The sequence below is a fragment of the uncultured Brachyspira sp. genome (assembly GCF_944388875.1).
GTDB lineage: Bacteria > Spirochaetota > Brachyspiria > Brachyspirales > Brachyspiraceae > Brachyspira.
Window position 1 is genome coordinate 80,059 of sequence record NZ_CALXKQ010000007.1, and the last position, 23,790, is coordinate 103,848.

At 28.1% G+C, this 23,790-nt stretch carries 20 protein-coding genes and 2 pseudogenes; 5 read left to right on the top strand and 17 right to left on the bottom strand.

The genetic code is table 11. The annotated features are described in order from the left end of the window. Positions 1-113: 113 nt before the first annotated feature. Positions 114-467, bottom strand: coding sequence for a hypothetical protein (locus Q0J69_RS06570; protein WP_297205277.1), 354 nt, complete (start codon positions 465-467; stop codon positions 114-116). A gap of 535 nt (positions 468-1,002) precedes the next feature. Between Q0J69_RS06570 and Q0J69_RS06575 the strand changes: the two are divergent. Then, a pseudogene (locus Q0J69_RS06575) lies at positions 1,003-2,555 on the top strand (ankyrin repeat domain-containing protein). Positions 2,556-2,630: 75 nt separating this feature from the next. Here Q0J69_RS06575 and rpiB read toward each other — a convergent pair. From rpiB to ilvB, 12 genes are all read right to left on the bottom strand, one after another. Further along, entirely contained in the window at positions 2,631-3,080 is a 450-nt protein-coding gene (gene rpiB, locus Q0J69_RS06580; protein ID WP_297205278.1) for a ribose 5-phosphate isomerase B, read from the bottom strand. A 77-nt stretch (positions 3,081-3,157) separates the two neighbouring features. Continuing rightward, a complete protein-coding gene (locus tag Q0J69_RS06585) occupies positions 3,158-3,865 on the bottom strand; it encodes an acyl-ACP thioesterase domain-containing protein (RefSeq protein WP_297205279.1) in 708 nt (235 codons plus the stop codon). Between the two features lie 235 nt (positions 3,866-4,100). Continuing rightward, positions 4,101-4,817, bottom strand: coding sequence for a polyphenol oxidase family protein (locus Q0J69_RS06590; protein WP_297205281.1), 717 nt, complete (start codon positions 4,815-4,817; stop codon positions 4,101-4,103). Then, on the bottom strand, positions 4,810-5,046 hold the full coding sequence (locus Q0J69_RS06595) for a hypothetical protein (RefSeq protein WP_297205282.1): 237 nt from the start codon (positions 5,044-5,046) through the stop codon (positions 4,810-4,812). Before Q0J69_RS06595 ends, Q0J69_RS06590 begins: the two co-directional genes overlap by 8 nt. A gap of 152 nt (positions 5,047-5,198) precedes the next feature. Next, positions 5,199-6,287, bottom strand: coding sequence for a 3-isopropylmalate dehydrogenase (gene leuB / locus Q0J69_RS06600; protein WP_297205283.1), 1,089 nt, complete (start codon positions 6,285-6,287; stop codon positions 5,199-5,201). 5 nt (positions 6,288-6,292) lie between these two features. Then, positions 6,293-6,784, bottom strand: coding sequence for a 3-isopropylmalate dehydratase small subunit (gene leuD / locus Q0J69_RS06605; protein ID WP_297205286.1), 492 nt, complete (start codon positions 6,782-6,784; stop codon positions 6,293-6,295). A gap of 44 nt (positions 6,785-6,828) precedes the next feature. Further along, the gene (leuC, locus tag Q0J69_RS06610) at positions 6,829-8,076 is read right to left on the bottom strand and encodes a 3-isopropylmalate dehydratase large subunit (protein ID WP_297205288.1); all 1,248 of its coding nucleotides are present in this window, start codon (positions 8,074-8,076) and stop codon (positions 6,829-6,831) included. Between the two features lie 84 nt (positions 8,077-8,160). Beyond that, positions 8,161-8,835: a tetratricopeptide repeat protein gene (locus tag Q0J69_RS06615; protein ID WP_297205290.1), complete on the bottom strand. Its 675-nt coding sequence runs from the start codon at positions 8,833-8,835 to the stop codon at positions 8,161-8,163. Positions 8,836-8,918: 83 nt separating this feature from the next. After that, complete coding sequence (locus Q0J69_RS06620) at positions 8,919-10,415, bottom strand: 2-isopropylmalate synthase (RefSeq protein ID WP_297205292.1); 1,497 nt, start codon at positions 10,413-10,415, stop codon at positions 8,919-8,921. Positions 10,416-10,482: 67 nt separating this feature from the next. Next, entirely contained in the window at positions 10,483-11,478 is a 996-nt protein-coding gene (ilvC, locus tag Q0J69_RS06625; RefSeq protein WP_297205294.1) for a ketol-acid reductoisomerase, read from the bottom strand. A 31-nt stretch (positions 11,479-11,509) separates the two neighbouring features. After that, a complete protein-coding gene (gene ilvN, locus Q0J69_RS06630; RefSeq protein WP_297205295.1) occupies positions 11,510-12,037 on the bottom strand; it encodes an acetolactate synthase small subunit in 528 nt (175 codons plus the stop codon). Positions 12,038-12,055: 18 nt separating this feature from the next. Continuing rightward, on the bottom strand, positions 12,056-13,729 hold the full coding sequence (ilvB, locus tag Q0J69_RS06635) for a biosynthetic-type acetolactate synthase large subunit (RefSeq protein WP_297205296.1): 1,674 nt from the start codon (positions 13,727-13,729) through the stop codon (positions 12,056-12,058). Between the two features lie 426 nt (positions 13,730-14,155). Here ilvB and Q0J69_RS06640 point away from each other — a divergent pair, with 426 nt between their 5' ends. After that, positions 14,156-14,980 carry an ElyC/SanA/YdcF family protein gene (locus Q0J69_RS06640; protein WP_297205297.1) on the top strand — a complete coding sequence of 275 codons (825 nt, stop codon included), beginning with the start codon at positions 14,156-14,158 and terminating at the stop codon, positions 14,978-14,980. Further along, positions 14,981-16,411: a sodium:glutamate symporter gene (locus Q0J69_RS06645; RefSeq protein ID WP_297205299.1), complete on the top strand. Its 1,431-nt coding sequence runs from the start codon at positions 14,981-14,983 to the stop codon at positions 16,409-16,411. A 13-nt stretch (positions 16,412-16,424) separates the two neighbouring features. Here Q0J69_RS06645 and Q0J69_RS06650 read toward each other — a convergent pair whose 3' ends face one another. From Q0J69_RS06650 to Q0J69_RS06660, 3 genes are all read right to left on the bottom strand, one after another. After that, positions 16,425-18,203, bottom strand: coding sequence for a bifunctional metallophosphatase/5'-nucleotidase (locus Q0J69_RS06650; RefSeq protein WP_297205300.1), 1,779 nt, complete (start codon positions 18,201-18,203; stop codon positions 16,425-16,427). A 62-nt stretch (positions 18,204-18,265) separates the two neighbouring features. Beyond that, a complete protein-coding gene (locus Q0J69_RS06655) occupies positions 18,266-18,634 on the bottom strand; it encodes a hypothetical protein (RefSeq protein ID WP_297205301.1) in 369 nt (122 codons plus the stop codon). Positions 18,635-18,654: 20 nt separating this feature from the next. Continuing rightward, positions 18,655-18,984 carry a hypothetical protein gene (locus Q0J69_RS06660; protein WP_297205302.1) on the bottom strand — a complete coding sequence of 110 codons (330 nt, stop codon included), beginning with the start codon at positions 18,982-18,984 and terminating at the stop codon, positions 18,655-18,657. A gap of 130 nt (positions 18,985-19,114) precedes the next feature. Here Q0J69_RS06660 and pepF point away from each other — a divergent pair, with 130 nt between their 5' ends. Beyond that, positions 19,115-20,923, top strand: a complete 1,809-nt coding sequence (gene pepF, locus Q0J69_RS06665; RefSeq protein WP_297205303.1) for an oligoendopeptidase F — start codon at positions 19,115-19,117, stop codon at positions 20,921-20,923. A gap of 474 nt (positions 20,924-21,397) precedes the next feature. Further along, positions 21,398-23,005: a peptide ABC transporter substrate-binding protein gene (locus tag Q0J69_RS06670; RefSeq protein ID WP_297205304.1), complete on the top strand. Its 1,608-nt coding sequence runs from the start codon at positions 21,398-21,400 to the stop codon at positions 23,003-23,005. A gap of 572 nt (positions 23,006-23,577) precedes the next feature. On the opposite strand, the pseudogene Q0J69_RS06675 reads toward Q0J69_RS06670, so the two are convergent. Then, a pseudogene (locus Q0J69_RS06675) lies at positions 23,578-23,790 on the bottom strand (ATPase); the annotation flags it as partial.

The following is a 23,790-nucleotide window of genomic DNA, read 5'->3' on the forward strand; positions in this document are numbered from 1 at the left end:
CAGTTCTTAGCAAAGCTATCAGAGTTTATTAAGGATATAGATTATTTAACTAAATACATATAGAGTATCTGGCTGATTACCCAACATTAAACAACAAATTAATTAATTTTTATTCAAAACAAATTTTTTAACCACTCAAAACCTTGAATTATAAAAGGTGAAATATTGAAAGTAGCTTGTAATGAAGTTAATAATTTAGAATATAAATCAATATAAGCCTTAACATCTTTTTTATTTTTTGCTTCTTCAATCTTTTTTATAGTATCAATAATTTTTTGTTTACTATCATCATCAACATTAGAGTTATTTTTTATAATTTTTTCTAAATCTATTAACTCTCTAATATTACTAATATTATTATTTTCATTTGAAACATTATTAGTATTATTAAAAGTTGGTGAAACATTAATACTTGGATTATTATTAAAAACGGGGTTATTTTCTATTGATATATTTATATTATACAAATCATCTAAATTTTTTATGTTATTATTTCTTATTGAATTTAATATCTTTTACCCTTTTGTAGTTAAACGAAGTCTATTATCATTTACAATACTTCCATCAGTAAGAAATCCTATTTTTATATTTATTAAATTATAGTCTGTTAAAAAAATTAGATTTTTTTTTATTTTACTATCCTCTTTTATATTTTTATTTACATAAGAAAAAAATCATTTAAATTTTCATCAATCATTTTTTAAAATTGTTTTATTATTTCAAATTCTATAATTTTATACTCCTAAATAACTTTAATTTTATTAATTATAAATTCACATAAAAAATTATCAATCCGCTATATATACCCTAATTAGGTAAACAAGTACTAATAGACAAAGTTATAAATTTAATATAAGTTAATCAGCCTAGATGTGAATAAACAAAGTCCGTAATGCATGAGATTGTCTAAATAACAACATAAAAATTGACAATTAAAAAATATATTAGTATAATGCCTAAAATATTTTTTATACAATACAAAGAAAGTTAAAAGGAAAGTTTATGAAAAAAATTATATTAATGGCAGCTTTAAGCATTTTAATAAGCTGTAATAACAAATCTAATAACAATACAAACATAACAATCACTAACAATCCCCATCAAAACACAAATCAAATTATAAGTCAGCAAACAACTCCAGAAAGAAAGAAAAAAATAGAATTTAAAAATATATATCCTATCAAACCATATACAGAAGAAGAAATTGATGAGATATTATACAAAACTATTGATGCAGAATTGGCAAATTATGGAATATCAGATAATTCCAAAAAAGAAAGAAGAGAAGAAGAAAAACAAAAAATGCAGAATATTAAAGATTTACTTTTGGAAGGTATAAATAGCAAAGATGAAAATGGAAATAGTATATTTACTCTAATGCAGGAACTTGATTATAAAAATTATACTTATAATGATTTAGTAAAATGGCTTGTTGAACATGGTATTAGTTTAGATGATACTGAAATACTAAATTATAATCATACTGATGAGATTATAGATTATTTATTAGATAGCGGAGTTAATTTTGATTATGAAACAGTATATAATAAAATTGACTTAAAAAATAATAATTATAATTTAATATCAAAATTGATTAAAAAGTTAGAATCTGCAGGTTATTATTTTTCTGATATAGATTATAAATTACAAAGCGACTTATTATTTGAATCCATTTTAAATGATAATTTGGATTTAGTAATATTATTTTTAAAACTTGGTGCTGATATTAATTCCATAAACAGAATGAGTGATGGTTATGTTGGAACTCCTTTAATGTATAGTGTCTATTATGAAAAGTATGATATTATGGATTATTTAAAAGAGAACAATGCTGATATTACTATTCACTGCTTTCAAGATACAGAAGAATTAGAAAGTATTCATACTTATGATCGTCATATATCTTTTGTATTGATGGAAAATTTTCCTGTTTTGAGTCCTACAAATTTAATTAATACTGTTATCACTGGAAATAATAATGAAGATTTGATGATAAAAATATTAAATAAAATATCTCAAACTTTTAAATATGCAGATACTAGCTATATTTATTCACCTGCCTCACAAAACGAATTTACAAACAATAATGAAAAATATATTTTAATACAAAGTCGTATATTAAATGAAGAATATGTAGAAAATCTTATATCAATGGAAAAATATGTACATGATTTTGAAGTAAACGATAAATATTTTAATTATGTAACCATATGGAAAAGAGATAAAAACGATGAAAATAAAGCACAGTTTATAACAGGCTTTTATCCAATACAAAATGATTATTACTCACAAATTTATGATATTGCTTCATCAGGAAATTACATTACAATAGAAGCAATCAATGATGACGGTATATATTATTATATATAATAGAAAATAATGATTTTTATTTGGATAAATTTTCTTCTAAGTATGATCTGTCAGATGAGAACGAAGAAAAGCATTATTATAATTACAAAACTGATGCTAGTAAATTTAATCACACAAGCAGAATAAAACCTATTGATTTAGAAAGAGGTTTCTTTAATAATTTAATAGAAGAATACAATAAATAAAAAATAATAAAGGGCTTTAGTTTTTTAATTAACTAAAACCCTTTGTTTTTTATCAATCAATAATGATTTATAAAATTAAATTTCCTCACCGTTCTCTATTTTTGTAAGCAAGTCAACTCTTCTAGCATGCCTTCCGCCTTCATATTCAGCATCAAGCCATTCTTTTACAATCATCTTAGCCAAATCAACGCCTACTACTCTAGCACCGAAAGCTATTATATTAGAATTATTATGCTGTTTAGAAAGCTTAGCAGAATAAGGCTCACTGCAAACCGCTGCCCTTATGCCTTTGACTTTATTAGCAGCAAGTGAAATGCCTATACCGGTTCCGCATATTAAAACACCGCATTCGCATTCTTTGCTTACAATAGCATCAGCAACTTTTTTTCCATATATTGGATAATCAACGCTTTCTGTGGTATGCGTACCAAAATCAGTAACATTATGTCCCAATTCTTCTAAATATTTTATTATCTCTTTTTTTAATTCAATAGCTGAATGATCACAGCCTATAGCAATTTTCATAATTTTTATTCCTTTATATATTTTTATTTTTTATTAATACAAATAATAATCAATTTACAGTGATAAAGTAAAATCAATTATAGACTATAAGAAAACTCTAATATAGCATAAGTTTTATTATCTTCACTATCAAACTTTAATAAAACTTTATCATCAATCATAGATTTTTTTACAACAATAATATCATTTAATGCAGCAGGCACTCTGTACTCTATTCTTATTCTTCTATAACAATCATCAGCATAATCTATAGCCATATCTATGTATCTTGCATTATTAACATGATTATTATCATCTATACAATATTTTTTTACTTTAAATCTGTCTATTTCTTTTAATAAACTATTATCAACTCTTATTTTTCTAGGAAGATAATTCATTTCTTGTTTTTTATCAAATTTATAATTTTCTATAAATGATGAAGGAACTCTAATCAAAGCCCCGCTTGACAAATCTACAAATCCTCCAATAGCATAACAAATAACAAGCTCATTGTCATTTTCATCATATATAACAGTATTTCTATATCCGTAAGCCTCATTACATTCATATACATAAGTACGTACAGTAACTTTATCGCTGTATTTTGGAAGTTTATATATATCTACTTGTCTTGATACTAAAAACATGCTTATATTATTTTCATTAAAATACTTTGTAAGCTCTATATCAGAATCCAATTGAAAAAAAGAACAATCCTGCATCATATCAAATATAGATGAAGCTTTTAAAAGTCCGTCTTTATCTATTTGGCTTGTTCCTACTACAGTTTTCATTTCGTACATATACAATAACCTTTTATTATAATTTTTTAAAATATTATAATACTAAAAATATAATTGTCAAAACCCCACCCTACTTTCTTTAATACCTAAATAATAAATAAAGTTTGATTTATTTTTCTAATAATTAAGAAAAAGTATCTAAGATTTTATTAGATTAAATGATTAAGTTACCGCACGATTAGTATTAAGTATAAATAATAAAAATGAAAAAATAGAATAATTTCAATAATTAATGTCAAACTATAACACCAAGAGTAAGCATTCTTCCTATCTGAACTCCATCACGCCTATATGAATAAAACTCTTTATCATAAGTATTAAGTGAAGAAATTTCTATATTATCTTCTAAAACACCTAAATTGATTATTTGATCTCTTATTTCCAAACCATTATCAAAATGCCATCTATCATTAATCATAGTTTTATTATTAAAATGAACAGCAACCTCTTCCCCAACTTCATAATTTTTTAAAGCTATATAAGGAGCAATATAAACATACATTTTTGAGGGATCCGCATTATATTCTTTTATCATTAACTCAATCGTTTTAGGCACTATCTTATCACGCGTACCTTTCCAGCTGGAATGAATAGCCCCAATTGATTTTGTCTTATCACAATATACAATAACAGGAGCACAATCAGCAGTCTGTACAACTAAAGGTACGTTTTTAAGATTTGTTATTAAAGCATCTGTATTTTCAACAACTTTTTCTCTTCCGCCATACATATTAATGTTATTTTCATCTATCTTAACTATATTTACTTGATGAATCTGATGCATAAAAATGGACTTATTTATATCAATGTTAATATATTTAAAAAACTCATCTTCTTTTTTTCTTCTATATTCTAAAGTTACATCTTTAGCTTCAATATCTGTTCCCTTAGTAAGTACAGCTATGTATATTTTTTTATTATCATTTTTGGATGGACAAAAAATATTATTCATTCTTTAATCTTTTTATTTCGTCTTCTAATTCCTTAACTTTGGCAGTCAGTTCTTTTGTTTCATTCCTAGAATGTTCCATAATACTTTCATATAAAGTAAAAAATTTTTTGGCATATTCCAACTTATTTTTTAATTCATTTATTTCTTCTTTATAAACATCTATCTTGGATGAAAGTAATTTATTATCTTCCTGAAGTTCCAAAATAAGTTCTTTATCACTGTATTCCACTTCTGCAAGCCCTCAAATATTTTAATTCATATAATATCTATTATGTACATTATCAATCGATTGTCAAGTATAATTACAAAATTATTAAAGCAGTAATTATGAAATAAAGTATAAATTCACAATTACTGCAGTAATTCAATATATAAAAAGAATTATATGTTAGATACTATTATATCTCCCATTTCAGAACATCTTACTTGTTTATACAAATAAGACATCATATTATGTTTAGGCATTATATCAAGAGTTCTATAACCTTCATCAATAGCCTTATAAACAGCATTTTCTACATCTTCTGCTTCATCATTCATATCAAAAGAATATCTGAACATCATAGCAAGCGAAAGTATAGTTCCTATAGGATTGGCTAAATCATTTCCTGCAATATCAGGTGCCGAACCATGTATAGGCTCATACATTCCAACAGTTCCGTCAGATAAACTTGCAGAAGGAGCCATACCTATAGAACCGCTTATAACACTAGCCTCATCAGAAAGTATATCTCCAAACATGTTTTCTGTAACTATAACCCCAAATTGAGAGGGATTAGCAGCTATCTGCATAGCAGCATTATCAACATACATATCATTATATTTAACATCGCTGTATTCTTTTGCCAAATCATTCATAATTTCACGCCATAACTTAGAAGTATGAAGAACATTAGCCTTATCAACAGAAGTTAAAGGTTTTTTAAGTTTTCTAGCCAAATCAAAAGCAACTTTTCCTATTCTTCTTATCTCAGTTTCTGTATACAGCATAAGATCAGTAGCCTGTCTTACACCATTAACAGTTTCAAATTTATGTTCTCCGAAATAAACTCCTCCTGTAAGCTCCCTAACCATAATGAAATCAATCATATCTTTACATATAGCTTCTTTAAGAGGAGAAGCATATTCCAATGATTTTAATATTTTAGTAGGTCTTATATTGGCATAAAGCTTCATTTCTTTGCGTAGTTTTAATAGTCCTCTCTCAGGTCTGTTTTCAGGAGCAACTTTATCCCATTTAGGACCTCCTACAGAACCTAAAAGAACGGAATCAGACTTAATACATTTTTCTAAATTTTCATCCGTAAGAGGAACGCCATATTTATCTATGGAACATCCTCCCATATCTACATACTCAAGATTAAATTTATGAGAATATTTTTCTGCTATTCTATTAAGAACATCAATAGCTTTACCAACTACTTCAGGACCTACTCCATCACCTTTAATAACAACAATATTTTTTTCCATAATAATTATCCCTTATTATTTTTTATAGAGTTCAAAAGCCCATTAGAGTTAATTATATTTTTTATAAACTCTGGAAAAGGCTCTGCTTTATAGCTTTCATTTTTAGTAATATTTGTTATAACTCCGCTGTCAAAATCAACTTCAACTTCATCTCCATTTTCTATTTTTTTGCTTGCCTCTTCGCATTCAAGTATGGCAAGTCCTATATTAATAGAGTTTCTATAAAATATTCTAGCAAAAGAAGAAGCTATAACGCATGATATACCAGATTCTTTAATGGCAATAGGAGCATGTTCTCTTGATGAACCGCATCCAAAATTCTCTCCTCCTACCATTATATCGCCTGCTTTTACCTTGCTTACAAAATCTTTATCAATATCTTCCATACAATGAGCTGCCAATTCTTTATGATTTGCAGTATTTAAATATCTAGCTGGAATAATAACATCAGTATCAACATTATTTCCATATTTATGAACGAAACCTCTAGCTTTCATTTAATTAATCTCTCCTATTTTATTATAATCATTTGTTATAATTATTATTTAGGCTCTGTTATATACCCTGTTAAAGCACTGTATGCCGCAGTAGCAGGACTAGCTAAATATACTTTAGAAGTTTTATCTCCCATTCTTCCAACAAAGTTTCTGTTAGTTGTAGTAACAGAAACCTCATCATGGGCAAGTATACCCATATATCCGCCCAAACAAGGTCCGCATGTAGGAGTAGATACTGCACAGCCTGCATCAATAAATATATCCATATAGCCTAATTTGATGCATTCTTTATAAACTTTCTGAGTAGCTGGTATAATTATGCATCTTACATTCTTAGCTATTTTCTTTCCTTTTAAAATGTTGGCTGCAGTTGCCATATCAGATAATCTTCCATTAGTACAAGAACCAATAACCACTTGATCAACTTTTATATCTTTTAATTCTTTAGCATCTTTTGTATTTTCTGGTAAATGCGGACATGCTACTGTAGGCTCTATTGAGGATAAATCAATATCATATTCTTTTTCATATACCGCATCATCATCAGCTTTAAAAATAGTATAATCTCTTTTTACTATATCTTTTAAATATTCTATAGTTTGATTATCAACTTCAAATATTCCGTTTTTAGCACCTGCCTCAATAGCCATATTAGCAATACAAGCCCTATCGTCCATAGTAAGGGATGAAACACCTTCTCCTCTGAACTCCATAGATTTATATAAAGCTCCGTCAACACCTATCATACCTATAATATGAAGGATAACATCCTTACCAGATACATTTGGTTTTAATTTACCTTTAAGATTAAATTTAATAGCAGAAGGTACTTTAAACCAAACCTGACCTGTAGCCATAGCAGCAGCCATATCTGTGCTTCCTACTCCAGTAGAAAAAGCCCCGAAAGCCCCATAAGTACAAGTATGAGAATCAGCACCTATTATAACTTCACCGGGAGCAACTAATCCTTTCTCTGGTAAAAGAGCATGCTCTACTCCCATATCGCCTACATCATAGTAGTTTGAAATATCATATTTATTTGCAAAATCTCTGCATTGTTTACATTGCTCTGCAGCTTTTATATCTTTGTTAGGAGCAAAGTGATCCATAACCAAAGCTATTTTTTCTTTGTCAAATACCTTATCAAAACCATATTTTTCAAATTCATTTATAGCAACAGGACTTGTTATATCATTTCCTAAAACCAAATCAGTTTTAACCATAATAAGCTCGCCTGCTTCAACCTTATCAACACCTGCATGTGCTGCTAAAATTTTCTGAGTAATAGTCATATTCGTATCCTTAAATTAATTTTTTAATTCTTCTAATTTGTACTTTAAAATATTAAAAATTTTATTATAATATGAAACCAAATTTTAAACAATATATTCATCTTCAGTTTCTTCATCAAGATTATGATTTTCTAAATAATCCTTATAATCAGGATCTAATTCCATAGCTTTATTGAAATTTATTTGGGCAGTATTATTATCGCCTTTTTTCATATAATATTTTCCAAGCATAAAGTAATTAACTCCGTCATTTACAGCAATACCCAATTCTATAATTTTATTTATAGTTTCTATTGCCTCATCTATTCTCCCTATTTTATCATAATATGCAGCCAATTTTAAATAATTATATTCTTCAGGACTCACTTCTATAACTTTATTAATTGCCTTTATAGCATTATCATAATCATTCCTGCTATCATAGTATTCAAATAGCATTAAATGATTATATTCATTGTTAGGATCAATATCTATAAGCTGCTTTATAGTTTTTAAAATATTATCATAATCTTCTATTGCTTTATAAATATTTATAAGCTTGGTATAATTATATATATTATTGGAATCAAGTTCTATAGACTTATTAAAATTTTCTATAGCTTTCTCATAATCATTAAGCTCATAAAAATAAAATTCAGCCAACTCAGACCAGCTTTCAGATTTATTAGGGTATTTTTTAGTATTTTCTATTAAATCTTCCAAATTTTTTTCTTCTAATATTATATCATCATCAAGCTCATTATTTTCATCTATACTCATAATATCCCCACATTATTTTAAATAATATTAAAATTCCGCATAAAAATTGATTACTCAATAATCATGCGGAAAAAAATATATAATTATAATTTATTCAAGCCGTTAATATAAGCCATTAAACTTGCTTCAATAATATCTGTACTGACAGCTCTGCCAATCACAGTTTTATCATCAGAAGATAATCTGACAATAACCTCTCCCAAAGCATCCTCTCCTTCTGTAATAGCATTAATACTATAATTAACCAATTTAGCCCTATTAGATGTAACTGTATCAATAGCTCCGAATGCCGCATCTATAGGTCCGTTTCCTTTACCTATTCCCTCAACAATATTCTCTTTGTTATCAAGTATAGATACTGAAGCAAAAGAAGATATAGAATCACTGTCATTAACCATAAAACTCTTCAAAGTATACATAGGATTTTCTACACTTGTATTTCCTATTAATAGTGCTTCAATATCGGTATCAGTAACTATTTTTTTCTTATCTGCTAAGTTTTTAAACTTAACAAATGCCTCTTCCAAAGCCTTATCATCTATATCATAACCTAAAGATTCAATTCTGTCTTTGAAAGCATGTTTTCCAGAATGTTTGCCCAATACCATTTTATTTTGAGGAATACCTATATCTTCAACATTCATAATCTCATAAGTAGAGCGTTCTTTTAACACTCCATGCTGATGTATGCCTGCCTCATGGGCAAAAGCATTAGCTCCTACTATAGCCTTATTAGGAGCAACTACCATACCTGATATAGTAGATAATAATTTTGAAATTTTATAAATGCGTTTTGTATTAACATCAGTATAAGCATTATAAAAATCTTTTCTAGTTTTAATGCCCATAACAACTTCTTCCAAACTAGTATTACCAGCACGTTCTCCTATACCATTAATAGTACATTCTACCTGAGTAGCACCAGCCAAGACTGCAGATAAAGAATTTGCTGTTCCAAGTCCTAAATCATCATGGCAATGAACTGATATATCAACATTATCAATACCTTTAACATTCTCTTTTAAATACTTAATAAGCTCAGCCATTTCAACAGGAGTAGTATATCCTACAGTATCTGGAACATTAATTGTAGTAGCTCCATTTTCTATTGCAGTAGAATATGCTTTAGCTAAAAACTCTTTGTCGCTTCTTGAAGCATCTTCAGCAGAAAACTCTATAAAATCAAATTTTGTTTTAGCATAAGAAACAGATTCTTTTATTGTTTCTAATACCTGCTCTCTGGTCATCTCTAATTTATGCTTTAAATGTATATCGCTTGTAGCTATAAAAGTATGAAGCATTGGGTGTTTAGCCTCAGCAAGTGCATCATAAGCTCTGTCTATATCCTTTTTGTTGCATCTTGCTAAACTAGCTAATTTAGCATTTTCTACAACTTTACTTACTTCTCTTATAGCATTAAAGTCATCATCTGAACATATAGCAAATCCAGCTTCTATAACATCAACGCCTAATTTATCTAATTCAGCTGCCATTTCTAATTTCTCAGCCAAATTCATAGTACAACCAGGAGATTGTTCTCCATCTCTTAAAGTAGTATCAAAAATCTTAATCTTTCTCATTGTTAAAACCCTTATAAATATAAAAACATCATTTAACTAAAGATGCTTTGGATTATAATATATATTATTATTTTTTAATCCAACTCATCATTTTTCTTAATTCTGCACCGACTTTTTCTAATTTATGCTCTCTTTCTAATCTTTTTGTAGCATTAAATTTAGCTTTACGTCCTGCACTAAACTCCTGAATAAACTCGCTTGCAAAAGTACCGTCTTGTATTTCTCTCAATACTTTTTTCATTTCTTTTCTAGTTTCTTCAGTTATCATTCTTCTTCCAGTTCTGTAATCGCCGTATTCAGCAGTGTTTGAAATAGAATATCTCATCATAGCAAAACCACCAGAATATATTAAATCAACAATAAGTTTCATTTCATGTATACATTCAAAATAAGCCATTTCTGGTTCATATCCAGCTTCTACTAAAGTGTCAAAACCTGCTTTCATTAATTCTGTAACGCCGCCGCATAATACAGCTTGTTCACCAAATAAATCAGTTTCTGTTTCTTCTCTGAATGTAGTTTCTAATATACCAGCACGTCCAGCACCTATTCCAGAAGCATAAGCTAAAGCATAATCTTTTGCTCTTCCGCTTTTATCCTGATAAACTGCTATCAAGCTAGGAACTCCTCTTCCTTCCAAATACTGACTTCTTACAGTATGTCCAGGTCCTTTTGGAGCAACCATTATAACATCTATATTCTCAGCAGGAACTACAAAATGGAAATGAATATTAAATCCATGTGCAAACATTAATACATTTCCTTCTTTCATGTAAGGAGCAACCTGACTATTATATATATCAGCAGCTACCTCATCTGGTACTAACATCATTACTATATCAGCAGCTTTAGCAGCTTCTTCTACTTCCATTACTTTAAATCCTGCTTCTTCTGCTTTTTTGCAGTTAGCACTATCTTTTCTAAGTCCAACTATAACGTTCATTCCGCTGTCTTTTAAATTCTGTGCATGGGCATGTCCCTGACTGCCGTATCCCATTATAGCTATAGTCTTACCGTCTAGTACTCCTAGATTACAATCAGCATCATAATATTTTTTTATCATTTTAATTTCTCCTTTTTTTATTTATTTTATATTAATATTCAAAATTATTGATTATATTCATATTAGGAACATCATCTCCAAGCTGTATAGATGTTACTCCAGTCCTTGAAAGCTCTAAAATATTAAAATCTTTTAAAGCATCCAAATAACCGTCTATTATAGATGCAGAAGCTGTGATTTCAACTATCATGCTTCTATTTCCAATATCTAATATAACTCCATTATGTGCATTTGTTATATCGCATGCTTTACGTCTGTTTTTATCATTGATTTCAATTTTTACTAAAAGCAAATCTCTTATTATACTGTTTGAGTGATTTATCAAATGTACAGAATGAACCTCTATGAGTTTAGAAGTCTGTTTTATTACCTGTGTTATATGAGTATCATCTCCCTCTGTAACTATAGTCATTCTTGATATGCTTGGAACACAGGTTACAGAACATGTTATAGTTTCTATATTAAAGCCTTTCTGACTAAACAGTAAAGTTATTCTATTTAATACTCCAGCATTATTATCTACAAATAAAACCAAAACTCTTCTTTGTTTGTTATTCATTTTTTACTCCTACAATTATTAATCTACTATTATATCATCTATAGTTCCGCCTGCTGGAATCATAGGCAAAACTCTTAAATCTTTATCTATTATACATTCTATCCATACAGGACATTTGCATTTTAAAGCCTCTTCAAAAGCATTCTCAAATTCTTTTATAGTTTCACAATGAAAACCTTTAGCACCAAATCCTTCAGCAACTTTTACATAATCCATCTTTTTATTTATATCCGTACTTGAATATCTAGATTCATAAAATATAGTCTGCCATTGTCTTACCATACCTAATGTGCTGTTATTTAATATAATTGTTATTACAGGCAAATCATATTCTACTGCTGTAGCTACCTCATTTAAATTCATATAGAAAGACCCATCCCCTGTTATATGTATTACCTTTCTATCTGGCTTAGCTACCTTACATCCTAAAGCAGCCCCATATCCAAACCCCATCGTTCCTAATCCGCCGCTTGTTATAAAACTTCTAGGCTTGGTATGACGTATATACTGAACAGCCCACATCTGATGCTGACCTACATCTGTAACATAAATAGCCTCATCTTTTGTTTTATCGCCTATTATATTCATAACTTTACTTGGATAAATTCCATCTTTATTTGTATTTCTATCAGAATCCTCTTTCATCTCTTTTGCTCTTAAGTCTGATAAATATTTCACCCATTCATCATCATCTACTCTTTTTACCAATTTATTAAATCTATCCAATACATCATTCAAATCCCCAATTATACTGTAATCAACATTAACATTTTTATTAATCTCGCTTCTGTCAATATCTATATGAACTTTCTTGGCAGCACCTCCAAATTTTGAAGTATTCAAAGCAACTCTGTCGCTAAATCTTGTTCCAACAGCTAATATCAAATCTGCCTCATTCATTACTTTATTTGCTGTAACAGATCCATGCATTCCAACCAAACCTATATTTAATTTTTCATTATAACCTAATACCCCAGCACCCATCAAAGTATGAACGGATGGTATATTAGAATTAATCATAAAATCTCTTAATTTATCACTGGAATCTTTTGCTCCTCCTCCAAAATATATGATTGGTCTTTTAGATTCGTTTATCAATTTTGCTACTTCCTCTATTGTTTTTTCATCTTCAGAAGTTATTTCTATTTTTTTAGGCCCAAATTTTTCTCTCGATGTAAATTCTGTTTCTGTGAAAGTAAAATTTTTAGGTATATCTATTAATACAGGACCTTTTCTTCCAGTATTAGCTATTACAAAAGCCTTTCTTAATGTATCAGCTAAATCATTTATATTTCTAACTACAAAATTATGTTTTGTTATAGGCATTGTTATACCAGCAATAAAAACTTCCTGAAATGAATCTTTACCTATTAAACTTTCAGGTACATTTGCAGTTATTGCAATTAAAGGTACACTGTCCATATATGCTGTAGCCAAAGGTGTTACTAAATTAGTTGCTCCAGGTCCGCTTGTAGCAATTACAACTCCAACTTTTCCGCTAGCTCTTGCATAACCGTCAGCAGCATGGCATGCTCCAACCTCATCAACAGGCATTATATGTTTTATTTTATCTCTATATTTATAAATAGCATCGTATATAAATAAAGCAGCTCCGCCAGGATAACCGAATACAGTATCTATATTTTGTTCTATTAAAACTTCCATTATTATTTCAGAACCATTCAACTTCATTACTAACTCCTTAAAAATTAATTTTATAACCTTTCTCTTAATTTATTATTTTTAATATTTCTACTTATAGAAACTAATAATTAAAATTTCTATTGTAGTTATAAATGTAGTTTTACTGATATATTAGATTAAATTATAACAGGATATTGACAAGAATAGATAGGAGGATGAGAATATTAATATTATTTATTGCTGAAAAATTAAATTGATTAGAATTATTATTGGCATAAACAATATTTGAATCATCAAATACGGACTGCATACCTGTGCTTTCAGTGTACGACATAATCATTCTCCTTTTAAATTTGCTGATATTATAATATTTTTACATAATATTGCAATACTTAAAATGAATTTTTTCTTAACTTTTAATTGACAATATAAATTATTTTAGTATACTATCTCTACAATACAAATGTAGGATTTATGAATATATTAAAAAATATATACAATAAGAAAATATTTCAAATTAAATATTATTATGAAATAACTAGTAAGAAGATAAAAAATAAAAATATCTTCTATAAATTTTTTAACTATATTATATTTCTATTTATATGTGCATTTATATTAATGCCCGAAATTATTTCAATATTTTTAATATTAATAATAATTTCATATATGTCTGTTTCTATATATTCAAAGAGATATATATATTCATCTGTAGATAATATACCCTATAATGATGTTGCTCTAGTATTAGGTACAAGCAAATATCTTTATAATGGTCAGATTAATATGTATTTTAAATTTAGAATGGATGCCGCTTATGAACTTTACAAAAGCGGGAAAGTAAAGTTTATATTAGTAAGCGGAGATAACAGATACAGATCTTACAATGAACCTAGACAAATGCGTTTAGATTTAATAAAATTAGGAGTAAATAAAAAACATATATTTTTAGATTTTGCTGGGTTTAGAACAAGGGATTCAATAATCAGAGCAAATAAAGTTTTTGAGCTTAGTAATTTTACTATAGTTTCTCAGCCTTTTCATAATGAAAGAGCGGTGTTAATAGCAAGACAAAAAAAAATAAATGCAATAGCATATAATGCTCATAATGTAAGAAAGCTTTATAGAATAAGACAGTTTCCTAGAGAATTGGGAGCAAGGGCATTAATGTTTATGGATATATTATTAAACCGTCCGCCAAAATTTTATGGAGATACTATAAAGATAGAAGAAAGAGAAGATATTATAAAAGATAAAAGCAACAAAATTGATAAAAAAATAAAAACAGGAGATTTCTAAATGACATCACAATTATTTACTGAATTACTGCAGTCATTATCATTACTCTCTGCTTTACTTTTGATAGGAGTATTTTTAAGGGCTAAAGTAAAATTATTTCAATCATTATATTTACCAGCATCCGTTATAGGAGGATTTGTAGGGCTTTTAATATCGCCTGAAATTTTAGGCAGATTATCAAGCATATCAATATCAGAGGAATATATAAAAACTTATTCTCTTTTACCCGGTATTTTATCTGTTCCTATATTTGCAGCCATTCCTTTAGGTATGTTTTTAAATGAAACTAAAACCATTAAATCTTTATATCCGACTAAAGTATTAATAGCTTTCGGTATATTCCAATGTGCGAGTATGGCTCAGTCAGCTATAGGATATGCTGTTAATTTATTATTCACAAAAATAAGTCCAGAAATGGACATGTATAGAACATTCGGTTATGAGCTTTCAGCTGGTTTTGCTGGAGGACACGGGCTTGCTGCTGCTACTGGAAAATTGCTTGAAGGTTTCGGAATAGCTCAATGGGAAATAGCACAGGGCGTTGCTTTAACTACTGCTACAATAGGACTTGTAGGAGGAATGATATTCGGTATTATATTTATAAATATAGCCGTAAGAACAAATAAAACTAATGTCATAAAAAAAATAGAAAATGTCAGCGATGATAATTCAAATATAAATAAAATAGACAGAAGCATGGAAGTTGGTTATAACAATGATATAAGCAAGCAGGCAAGTTTGGGAAGAGAAACTTTTTTAAGCAGTTCAATAGAGACTATAACTTTTCATTTGGCAATTATATTTGCTGTATGCGGTTTAGCTTATATAGTTTTAAATTTTATAAAAAAAATAGGAATAGCTGGCTTGGATGTTCTTCCAGTATGGACTTATTCTATGATAATAATGTTTGCTTTAAATATGATTATAAAAAAATTGAACTTATCATGGATGGTAGATGCAAAAGTAAAGGCTAAAATAATAGGAACATTAAGCGATTTTGCCATAGTATCAGCAATAACAAGTCTTCCAATAAAAGCTGTTATACATTATATAGCTCCTATAATAGTTATGTGTATAATTGGTTTTATAGCAACATATTTAATAGTGTTTATATTTAATAATATGCTATTTAAAAATGACTATGCTTTTGAAAGAGCAATAATATCATGGGGTACTTTAACTGGTGTATTAATAACAGGAATGACTCTTTTAAAAATATGCGATCCAGAATACAAGAGTCCAGCATTAACAGAATTCTCATTAGGTTTTTCTTTAATGTCTGTAACGGGACTTTTAATAGTTCCAATACTTAATACTGTTTTGGCAGTAGGTTCAACTTGGGATAACTTTATTACCGCTGTGATAACTTCTGCTGCATATTTGACTTTTGCATTTATAGTATATTTTATACATAAAAAATCTAATGCATAATAAATATTAATTATTAAATTTTCGGATATAATAATGGATAGTCGGTTTTTCTTCCAGCCTGAATATAATCTTCAGGCACCGCTTTCCAATTATTAAGTTTTTCAACTGTAACAGCACTCTTTTGCTCTTCAAACCAATTAATAATATAGTATCTAAAATCCTTATCTGTAGATTTTAGTACTAAATCCATGTTTTGTAATGTTTTTAAATCTATACCTACACCTTGAGTAAGATGTCCGCCGCCGCCGCTTCCCCTATATGAATTAGTACCTATTTTATATTCTTTATCCAATTCAAAATTTCTTCCGTCGCTTAATGATTCTATATATACTTTACTTCCATAAGGCTTTGTAACATCTACCGTGTAATTTAATCCTGCAGCACTCTCATAATTATATATAGGAGTTAATGTATCATAAGAATTATATCTGTTATTAAATATTAACTCTCCTCTGCTGTCTTTTTTGAAGTATATAAGATGATCATTTATATCTTTCATAGTATTGAACCATCTGCCGTAGGAATATTCCATAAAGTCCTTTATCTGTCTGCCTGTAAGAATCATTATATAAAAGAAGTTTTCATAAGGATAAAGATTAAACATATCTCTTACTTTTATTACTCCATTATTTAAAACAGCATCCTTGCTTAAAGGTGCAGCAAGTGAAATATCTATATCCTCTCCAAGTTCCTTTTTTGATATATCAAATTGAAGCTCATGTATAAAACTTAAAAAATAACTATCCCCGAATATAGCATCATCTGATGTAAGTTTTGTATTCAAATAACCTATATCTCTGCCAACCCATTTTTCTATCTTACTTCTTGAATCAGAGAATTTATTTAAAAAATCTTTGTCTGCCTCAAATAAAGAAGGATCAAGCAATGTTCCCTCAAATTTTATATCCCAAACCTTTTTTTCTTTATTATAAATCATATTAACTTCAATAGAAGCTATATATCTTGCGGAATTAACTCCTCCATATATAGGAACTATTTTACCGCTTGGATTTTTAACATTTTTTATTTTTTTATTTGAAGCCTCATCATAGCCAAGCCCTATCCATCCTTGATGATCATGTCCAACCAATATTAAATCAAATCCGTCCACCTCTTCAGCAACTAATTGACTTGCATTCTCATTTTTATACTTTTCTTTATCCTCCGTATGATTAGCCCCTGAATGAAAAAGACCTATAATTATATCAGGCTCTTCTTTATCTTTTATAACTTTAATCCATTTCCTAGCCGATTCTATCATATCTTCAGTTTCCAAACCTTCATACAGTATTTTAGGAAGCTGTCTTTCTATTGCTGGTTCTATCAAAACAAGTATAGCTATTCTTATACCATTTTTTTCTATTACAGTATAAGGTTCAAAGTACGGCTTTTTTGTTTTTTCATCTATTAAATTTGCAGCCAATAATGGAGCTTTTATCTCTTTTTTTATTTTATCATATACATCATGCCCAGCCTCTATATCATGATTGCCCAAAGCTACAGCATCATAGTTCATATAATTTAAAACTTCAGACCATATATGAGTTTCATTAGTTGCAACAAAATTATAATAATAAACTGCAGGCTGTCCCTGCAGAAAATCTCCGTCATCTAATAATAAAACAGTTTTTCCTTCATCTCTAAGTTTTTTTACATAAGTATAAACATGAGCCATTGATGTATTTTCTTCTTCAGCTTTTATAAAATTATAAGGAAATATCATGCTATGAACATCTGTAGTCTGAACTATAGTAAATCTAATTTCATCTTCTGAATAAACTCTATTAGTCATGTATAAATAACTCCTTATAAATATTATGAAATTATACCATAAAAACAAAAAATATATAATAGCTATTCTATTTTTAAAACTTTTTTAACAATATCAATATTAGCCATTATAAAATTATAAGAGTTAAATATATAATATGATGTAAATATAATAAGAACTATTAAAAAAGCCCTTTTAAAAATAGTTCTTCCTTTACTGTCCTTCTCTTCTGTCCAAAATAAATCTATTATATCTTTCTTTTTTCTTTTATTTTTTGAAGATTTATTTTTTTTATTATCCTTATTTTCTTTATCATTTTTTTTATTCTTTTTTAAGAATATTCTTAAAATCAAAGATATTATAATGTATATTAAACATGCAAATATTACAAAATTAAATATCAAATAAAAAGTCATTACTTGTTCTATATCATTTAAATTAAAATTTCCCATTTTTTAATCTCCTTAAATTCTTAAAAATAACAAGCTACAGTATGCTTATTTTTTAAATCAGTATATTCTGCCTTCCAATAATGAGTATCATTAACTTCTATATATTTTAAATTATTATATGTTATTGCTTTTGAAATAAATGGAGCATTTAAAAAAATAAACAAATGCTCTTCATCTGAAAAACCTCCAACTGAAATTTCTCTTATTTTGTTTCCAGCTTTTAACTCACAATACAATATTTTTTCTAATTCATTACTTAATTTGCATAAATTATTATTTTCTATAATTTCATTTAATTCAAAAATTTGTTCTTCAATTGTTTGTTCATCAAAAAGAATAAAGCGTTTCAAAATAATATTCCAACAATAAATATTTTACACTCTTTAATTATATAATTATTTTTTATTTTGTAAAATCTGATATTATGTTATAATTAAAATAATTATATTTTCTAAAATTATTATTAAGGAGTTAACATATATGAGTGAAAATAAGCTAATAGAAAGAAAAGATGTTAAAATAGATTATACTTGGGATTTAAGTTTATTATACAAAAATGATGAAGAGTTTGAAAAAGATTTTAAATCTATGGAAGAGTTTTCAAAAGAGGCTGTAAAGTTTAAAGGCAGCTTATCAAAATCAGCTAATGAATTAAAAAACATATTAGATTCTATAATGAAAGCATCAATAACTTTAGATAAATTAGGAACTTATGCATTCTTAAAACAAACTGAAGATTTAACTAATAATGATTCAAATATAAAAGTAGCCAGATTTACTAAACTTTCTTCAGAATTTTCAGCTAATTTGAGTTATTTTGAACCTGAATTAATGAGTATTGATGATGAAAAGATTAACAGTTTTTTGAAAGATGAAGTATTAAAAGATTATTTAATTTATTTAAATAAAATACTCAAGTACAAGCCTCATACATTATCAGAAAAAGAAGAGAGAATATTAGCATTACAAAGCGAACTATCATCAACAGCTTCAAATGTATTTGATACTTTAAATGATGCAGATTTAGACTTTGGAGAATTGGAGCATAACGGAGAAAAAACACCATTAACACATGCCACATTTTCTAGTTTTCAGGAAAGTCAGAACAGAGAGATAAGAAAAAACAGCTATAATCAATTTTATAAAGAGTACGATAAACATAAAAATACTTTGGCAGAACTTTATGCAAGTCAAATTAAGCAGGATATATTTGATGCCAAAATAAGAAATTATAACAGTGTACGTGAAATGGAATTATTCGGCGATGATATACCCGTGAGTGTTTATGACAGCTTAATTGAAAGTGTGCATAATGCATTGCCTTCAGTTCATAGCTATTATGAGTATTGTGCCAAAAAATTAGGAATAAGCGATTTCAGGCAATATGATAAATATGCTCCCGTTGTTAATAATGTAATAATAAAACATACATTTACTGAAGCAATAGAAGTTTTAAATAAAGCATTATCTCCTTTAGGAGAAGAATATGTATCTACTCTTATAAACGGACTTAATTCAAGATGGGTTGACAGATACGAAAACAAAGGAAAATCAAGCGGTGCTTTCTCTTCAGGATGTTATGTATCAGAGCCTTATATATTAATGAACTTTAGAGATGAAAGCATTGAATCAGTATTTACATTGGCACATGAAGCTGGACATAGTATGCATAGTTATTACAGCAGAAAAAATAATCCTTTTCAGCATCATGATTACAGTATATTTGAAGCTGAAGTTGCATCTACATTCAATGAAAAACTTTTATTTCACTATTTAATGCAAAATGAAAGCAAAAAAGAAGTTAAGGCATTTTTACTAAATAAAGATATAAACGGATTTGTTGCTACGGTATTCAGACAGACTATGTTTGCAGAGTTTGAGCATATTATTCACAAAGAAGCAGAGGAAGGCAACCCTACAACATTAGAGCTTATAAGGACAGTTTATAAAGATTTATTAAAAAAATATTTCGGAGATAATGCCGTATTTGAAGAAGTTAGTGATTTAGAGGCTTTGAGAATACCGCATTTTTACCGCTCATTTTATGTTTATAAATATGCTACTGGTATGTCAGCTGCTGTTGCTTTATCTAACGGAGTGCTTGAAGGAAATGCTAAAAATGATTATACAAACAGAGATAATTATTTGAAATTCTTAAAAAGTGGGGGAAGCAGAACTCCTATAGAGAATTTAAAAGTTGCTGGCGTAGATATGACTAAACCTGAAGTAGTGGAAAGTGCTTTAAAACTTTTTGCTAAAGAAGTTGAAGAATTGAAAGCATTGAACTGATTTAATTAATTATTAGTTTTGAATTTTGAAGGCTGGTATTGTATTTGATACTAGCCTTTTATTTTATTGATAATAATAGGATTGTTTCAAAACTAATTCCATTTATTAATTGTTGGAACTAGCCCTGCAAAGAACACAGTCGTGCCGCTACACCCCACTTCTTTTATGACTGAAGGAAGTCCTACAGATTGACACAAAAGAGCATACAAAGTACCTTTGATATCGGCAGGAAAAATACTGAATATTTATATATAAAAATAAAGATTTATACACATATAAAATATTTGAAATAAGTCTAATATACACATTTTACACAATAAGCATAGATTGATTTTCTATCTAGGACATATTACAATGTACAAATATTATAGTAATGAAAACACAACATCTATAGCTACATGAGAAATATTTTAATTATATAAAAATATTTTTTTTCGATACTTTATATAATATAATAATTTTTTAGGGAAGTTTATGAATAAGAATATATTAATTTTATTACTTCTATTAATTTTTTTAATATCATGCAGTCATGAACCTAAAGACATACTAAATGAAATAACAGTTTCTGTAGGACCTGAACCTCAGACTATAGATCCTACAAAAAACTCGGCTATAGACGCTATGATATATACAACTCATTTATTTGAAAATTTAACAATAAAAGATGAAAATGGAAACATAATACCTGGTGCTGCTGAAAGCTGGGTATCTTCAAATAATAATACAATATATATTTTTAATATAAGAAGCAATGCCAAATGGTGTGATGGTGTGCCTGTTACAGCAAATGATTTTGTTTATGCTTGGAGAAGAATTGTAGATCCTAAAAATGGATCTTCATATTCTATATTTTTAGATGTTATAAAGAATGCTCATGATATTATGATAGGAAATAAGGATAAAAATACATTAGGAGTTAAAGCATTAGATGATAAAACTTTATATGTTGAATTGGAATATCCTGTTCCCTATTTTTTGGAAATGGCAGCACACACTGCATACACTCCTTTGCGTGAGGATGTAGTTAGCAATAATGAAGATCGATGGACTTTGAATACTGAAACTATGATAGGAAACGGTGCTTTTCAGATTGTGCGATGGGATCATAATTCAAGGCTGGTAGTACGAAAAAATACTGATTATTGGAATTATAAAGAAATTAAGCCTGATATAATTAATTTTGAGTTTATAGAAGATGTTAATACTGCTATGGCTGCTGTTCTTAATGAAGATATATATTTTTATAATATAACTCCTCCTAATGACAGAGAAAGATTAATTGATGAAGGTATAGCGAGAGTAGTACCTTACATATCACTTTATTTCTATGAAGTTAATCATACTAAATCTCCTTTCAATGATACTAGAGTAAGAAAAGCTATTTCCCTTGCAATAGATAGAGAATATATAGTGAAAAATATAATGAAAGCAGGAGAAATACCAGCAGCTGCTATAGTCCCTTATAATGTTAAAGATGTTTATGGCAGCAATGATTTTAGAAATGAAATAGAAGGATATTTTTCTACAAAAAGTGAAGACTATCAAAAAAATATAGAAGAAGCAAAAAGATTATTGAGCGAAGCTGGTTATCCTAATGGAGAGGGATTTCCTGTATTTGAATTTATAACCAATCCTGGATTCCATATAACAGTTGCAGAGAGCATACAGGTAATGCTTAAAGAAGTTTTGAATATTGATATGATTATAAGACAGGAAGAGTGGGCTGTACTTCTGCAAACAAGAAGAGAAGGTAATTTTGATATGGCAAGACAAGGCTGGATAGGAGGATACAATAACCCTATGTCTTTTTTATCTTTAGTAAAAACAGGTTATGTCCTTAATGAAGGAAAATATAGCAATCCCGATTTTGATAAGTCTTTAAATGATGCTGATTTTGCAGAAAGTGATACTGATAGAAGCATGTATATGCATAAGGCAGAAGGTATTGCTATGAATGATATGGCAATAATACCAATATTCTATTATTCTGGTACTGTTATGCAAAGTCCTAAACTTACTAATGTTATTTATGATGTGTTTGGAATATATAATTTTAGTAAGGCTGAGATAATAAAATAAATTAATTTTGTTTAAAATAATTGCAGATATATTGTTATTTGTATGAGGAAACTCAATAACACAAAATAAAAATTTTGGAACATTAATCACTAATAAGTGGTATGCATTAATAGTACTATAACTAAAACAGGTATTGTAGCTACTATTGGTAGTTCTAAAACGGCTTTTATATACATTAAAATAGCTCCAAAAGTTTACGAAGTAAAATATGAAGTAACAACTGTAACAAGAAAAATAAATTAATCTGCTATTACTAATCAAGAAAATACTGGATTAAATGAATACAAAAGTACTTTAACATATAAAAAAATATCTAACATTAGTTTTTCATATACAATAATTACTTTTTACTACGCACGGTAAACCATGCTTTATACATAAACAAAATTTTTATAATACCAATTCATTCATAATCACAAACTAATCAAAGTTGCAGTTAGTTGACTATAAATTTAAAAAACGCTTGGGTGGGCAATGCTATAACTATTTTTTACTAAAAAGAAAAACTTGTATAAAAATAACTAATTAAATTAAAAAGATAAATGGTGTGGAATTAAATTAAAAATTTCTTATTATAGATTTTCTATTTCTTCTACACTTAATCCTGTAAATCTGCTTATAAGTTCTAAACTCATATTTTCTTTCTTCATTTCTCTAGCTATTGCAATTTGCTCATCTTTTTTTCCTTTTTCTATACCTTCCTGTCTTCCTTTTTCTATACCTTCCTGCCTTCCTTTTTCTATACCTCTTTCCATACCTTGTTTGAATCCTTCCTCTCTTTCATA

Coding starts and splice junctions, on each gene's coding strand:
- rpiB (WP_297205278.1), bottom strand. CDS start 3,080: ATGAAAATTGCTATAGGCTGTGATCATTCAGCTATTGAATTAAAAAAA.
- Q0J69_RS06585 (WP_297205279.1), bottom strand. CDS start 3,865: ATGTACGAAATGAAAACTGTAGTAGGAACAAGCCAAATAGATAAAGAC.
- Q0J69_RS06590 (WP_297205281.1), bottom strand. CDS start 4,817: ATGAATAATATTTTTTGTCCATCCAAAAATGATAATAAAAAAATATAC.
- leuB (WP_297205283.1), bottom strand. CDS start 6,287: ATGGAAAAAAATATTGTTGTTATTAAAGGTGATGGAGTAGGTCCTGAA.
- leuD (WP_297205286.1), bottom strand. CDS start 6,784: ATGAAAGCTAGAGGTTTCGTTCATAAATATGGAAATAATGTTGATACT.
- leuC (WP_297205288.1), bottom strand. CDS start 8,076: ATGACTATTACTCAGAAAATTTTAGCAGCACATGCAGGTGTTGATAAG.
- Q0J69_RS06615 (WP_297205290.1), bottom strand. CDS start 8,835: ATGAGTATAGATGAAAATAATGAGCTTGATGATGATATAATATTAGAA.
- Q0J69_RS06620 (WP_297205292.1), bottom strand. CDS start 10,415: ATGAGAAAGATTAAGATTTTTGATACTACTTTAAGAGATGGAGAACAA.
- ilvC (WP_297205294.1), bottom strand. CDS start 11,478: ATGATAAAAAAATATTATGATGCTGATTGTAATCTAGGAGTACTAGAC.
- ilvN (WP_297205295.1), bottom strand. CDS start 12,037: ATGAATAACAAACAAAGAAGAGTTTTGGTTTTATTTGTAGATAATAAT.
- ilvB (WP_297205296.1), bottom strand. CDS start 13,729: ATGAAGTTGAATGGTTCTGAAATAATAATGGAAGTTTTAATAGAACAA.
- Q0J69_RS06640 (WP_297205297.1), top strand. CDS start 14,156: ATGAATATATTAAAAAATATATACAATAAGAAAATATTTCAAATTAAA.
- Q0J69_RS06645 (WP_297205299.1), top strand. CDS start 14,981: ATGACATCACAATTATTTACTGAATTACTGCAGTCATTATCATTACTC.
- Q0J69_RS06650 (WP_297205300.1), bottom strand. CDS start 18,203: ATGACTAATAGAGTTTATTCAGAAGATGAAATTAGATTTACTATAGTT.
- Q0J69_RS06655 (WP_297205301.1), bottom strand. CDS start 18,634: ATGGGAAATTTTAATTTAAATGATATAGAACAAGTAATGACTTTTTAT.
- pepF (WP_297205303.1), top strand. CDS start 19,115: ATGAGTGAAAATAAGCTAATAGAAAGAAAAGATGTTAAAATAGATTAT.
- Q0J69_RS06670 (WP_297205304.1), top strand. CDS start 21,398: ATGAATAAGAATATATTAATTTTATTACTTCTATTAATTTTTTTAATA.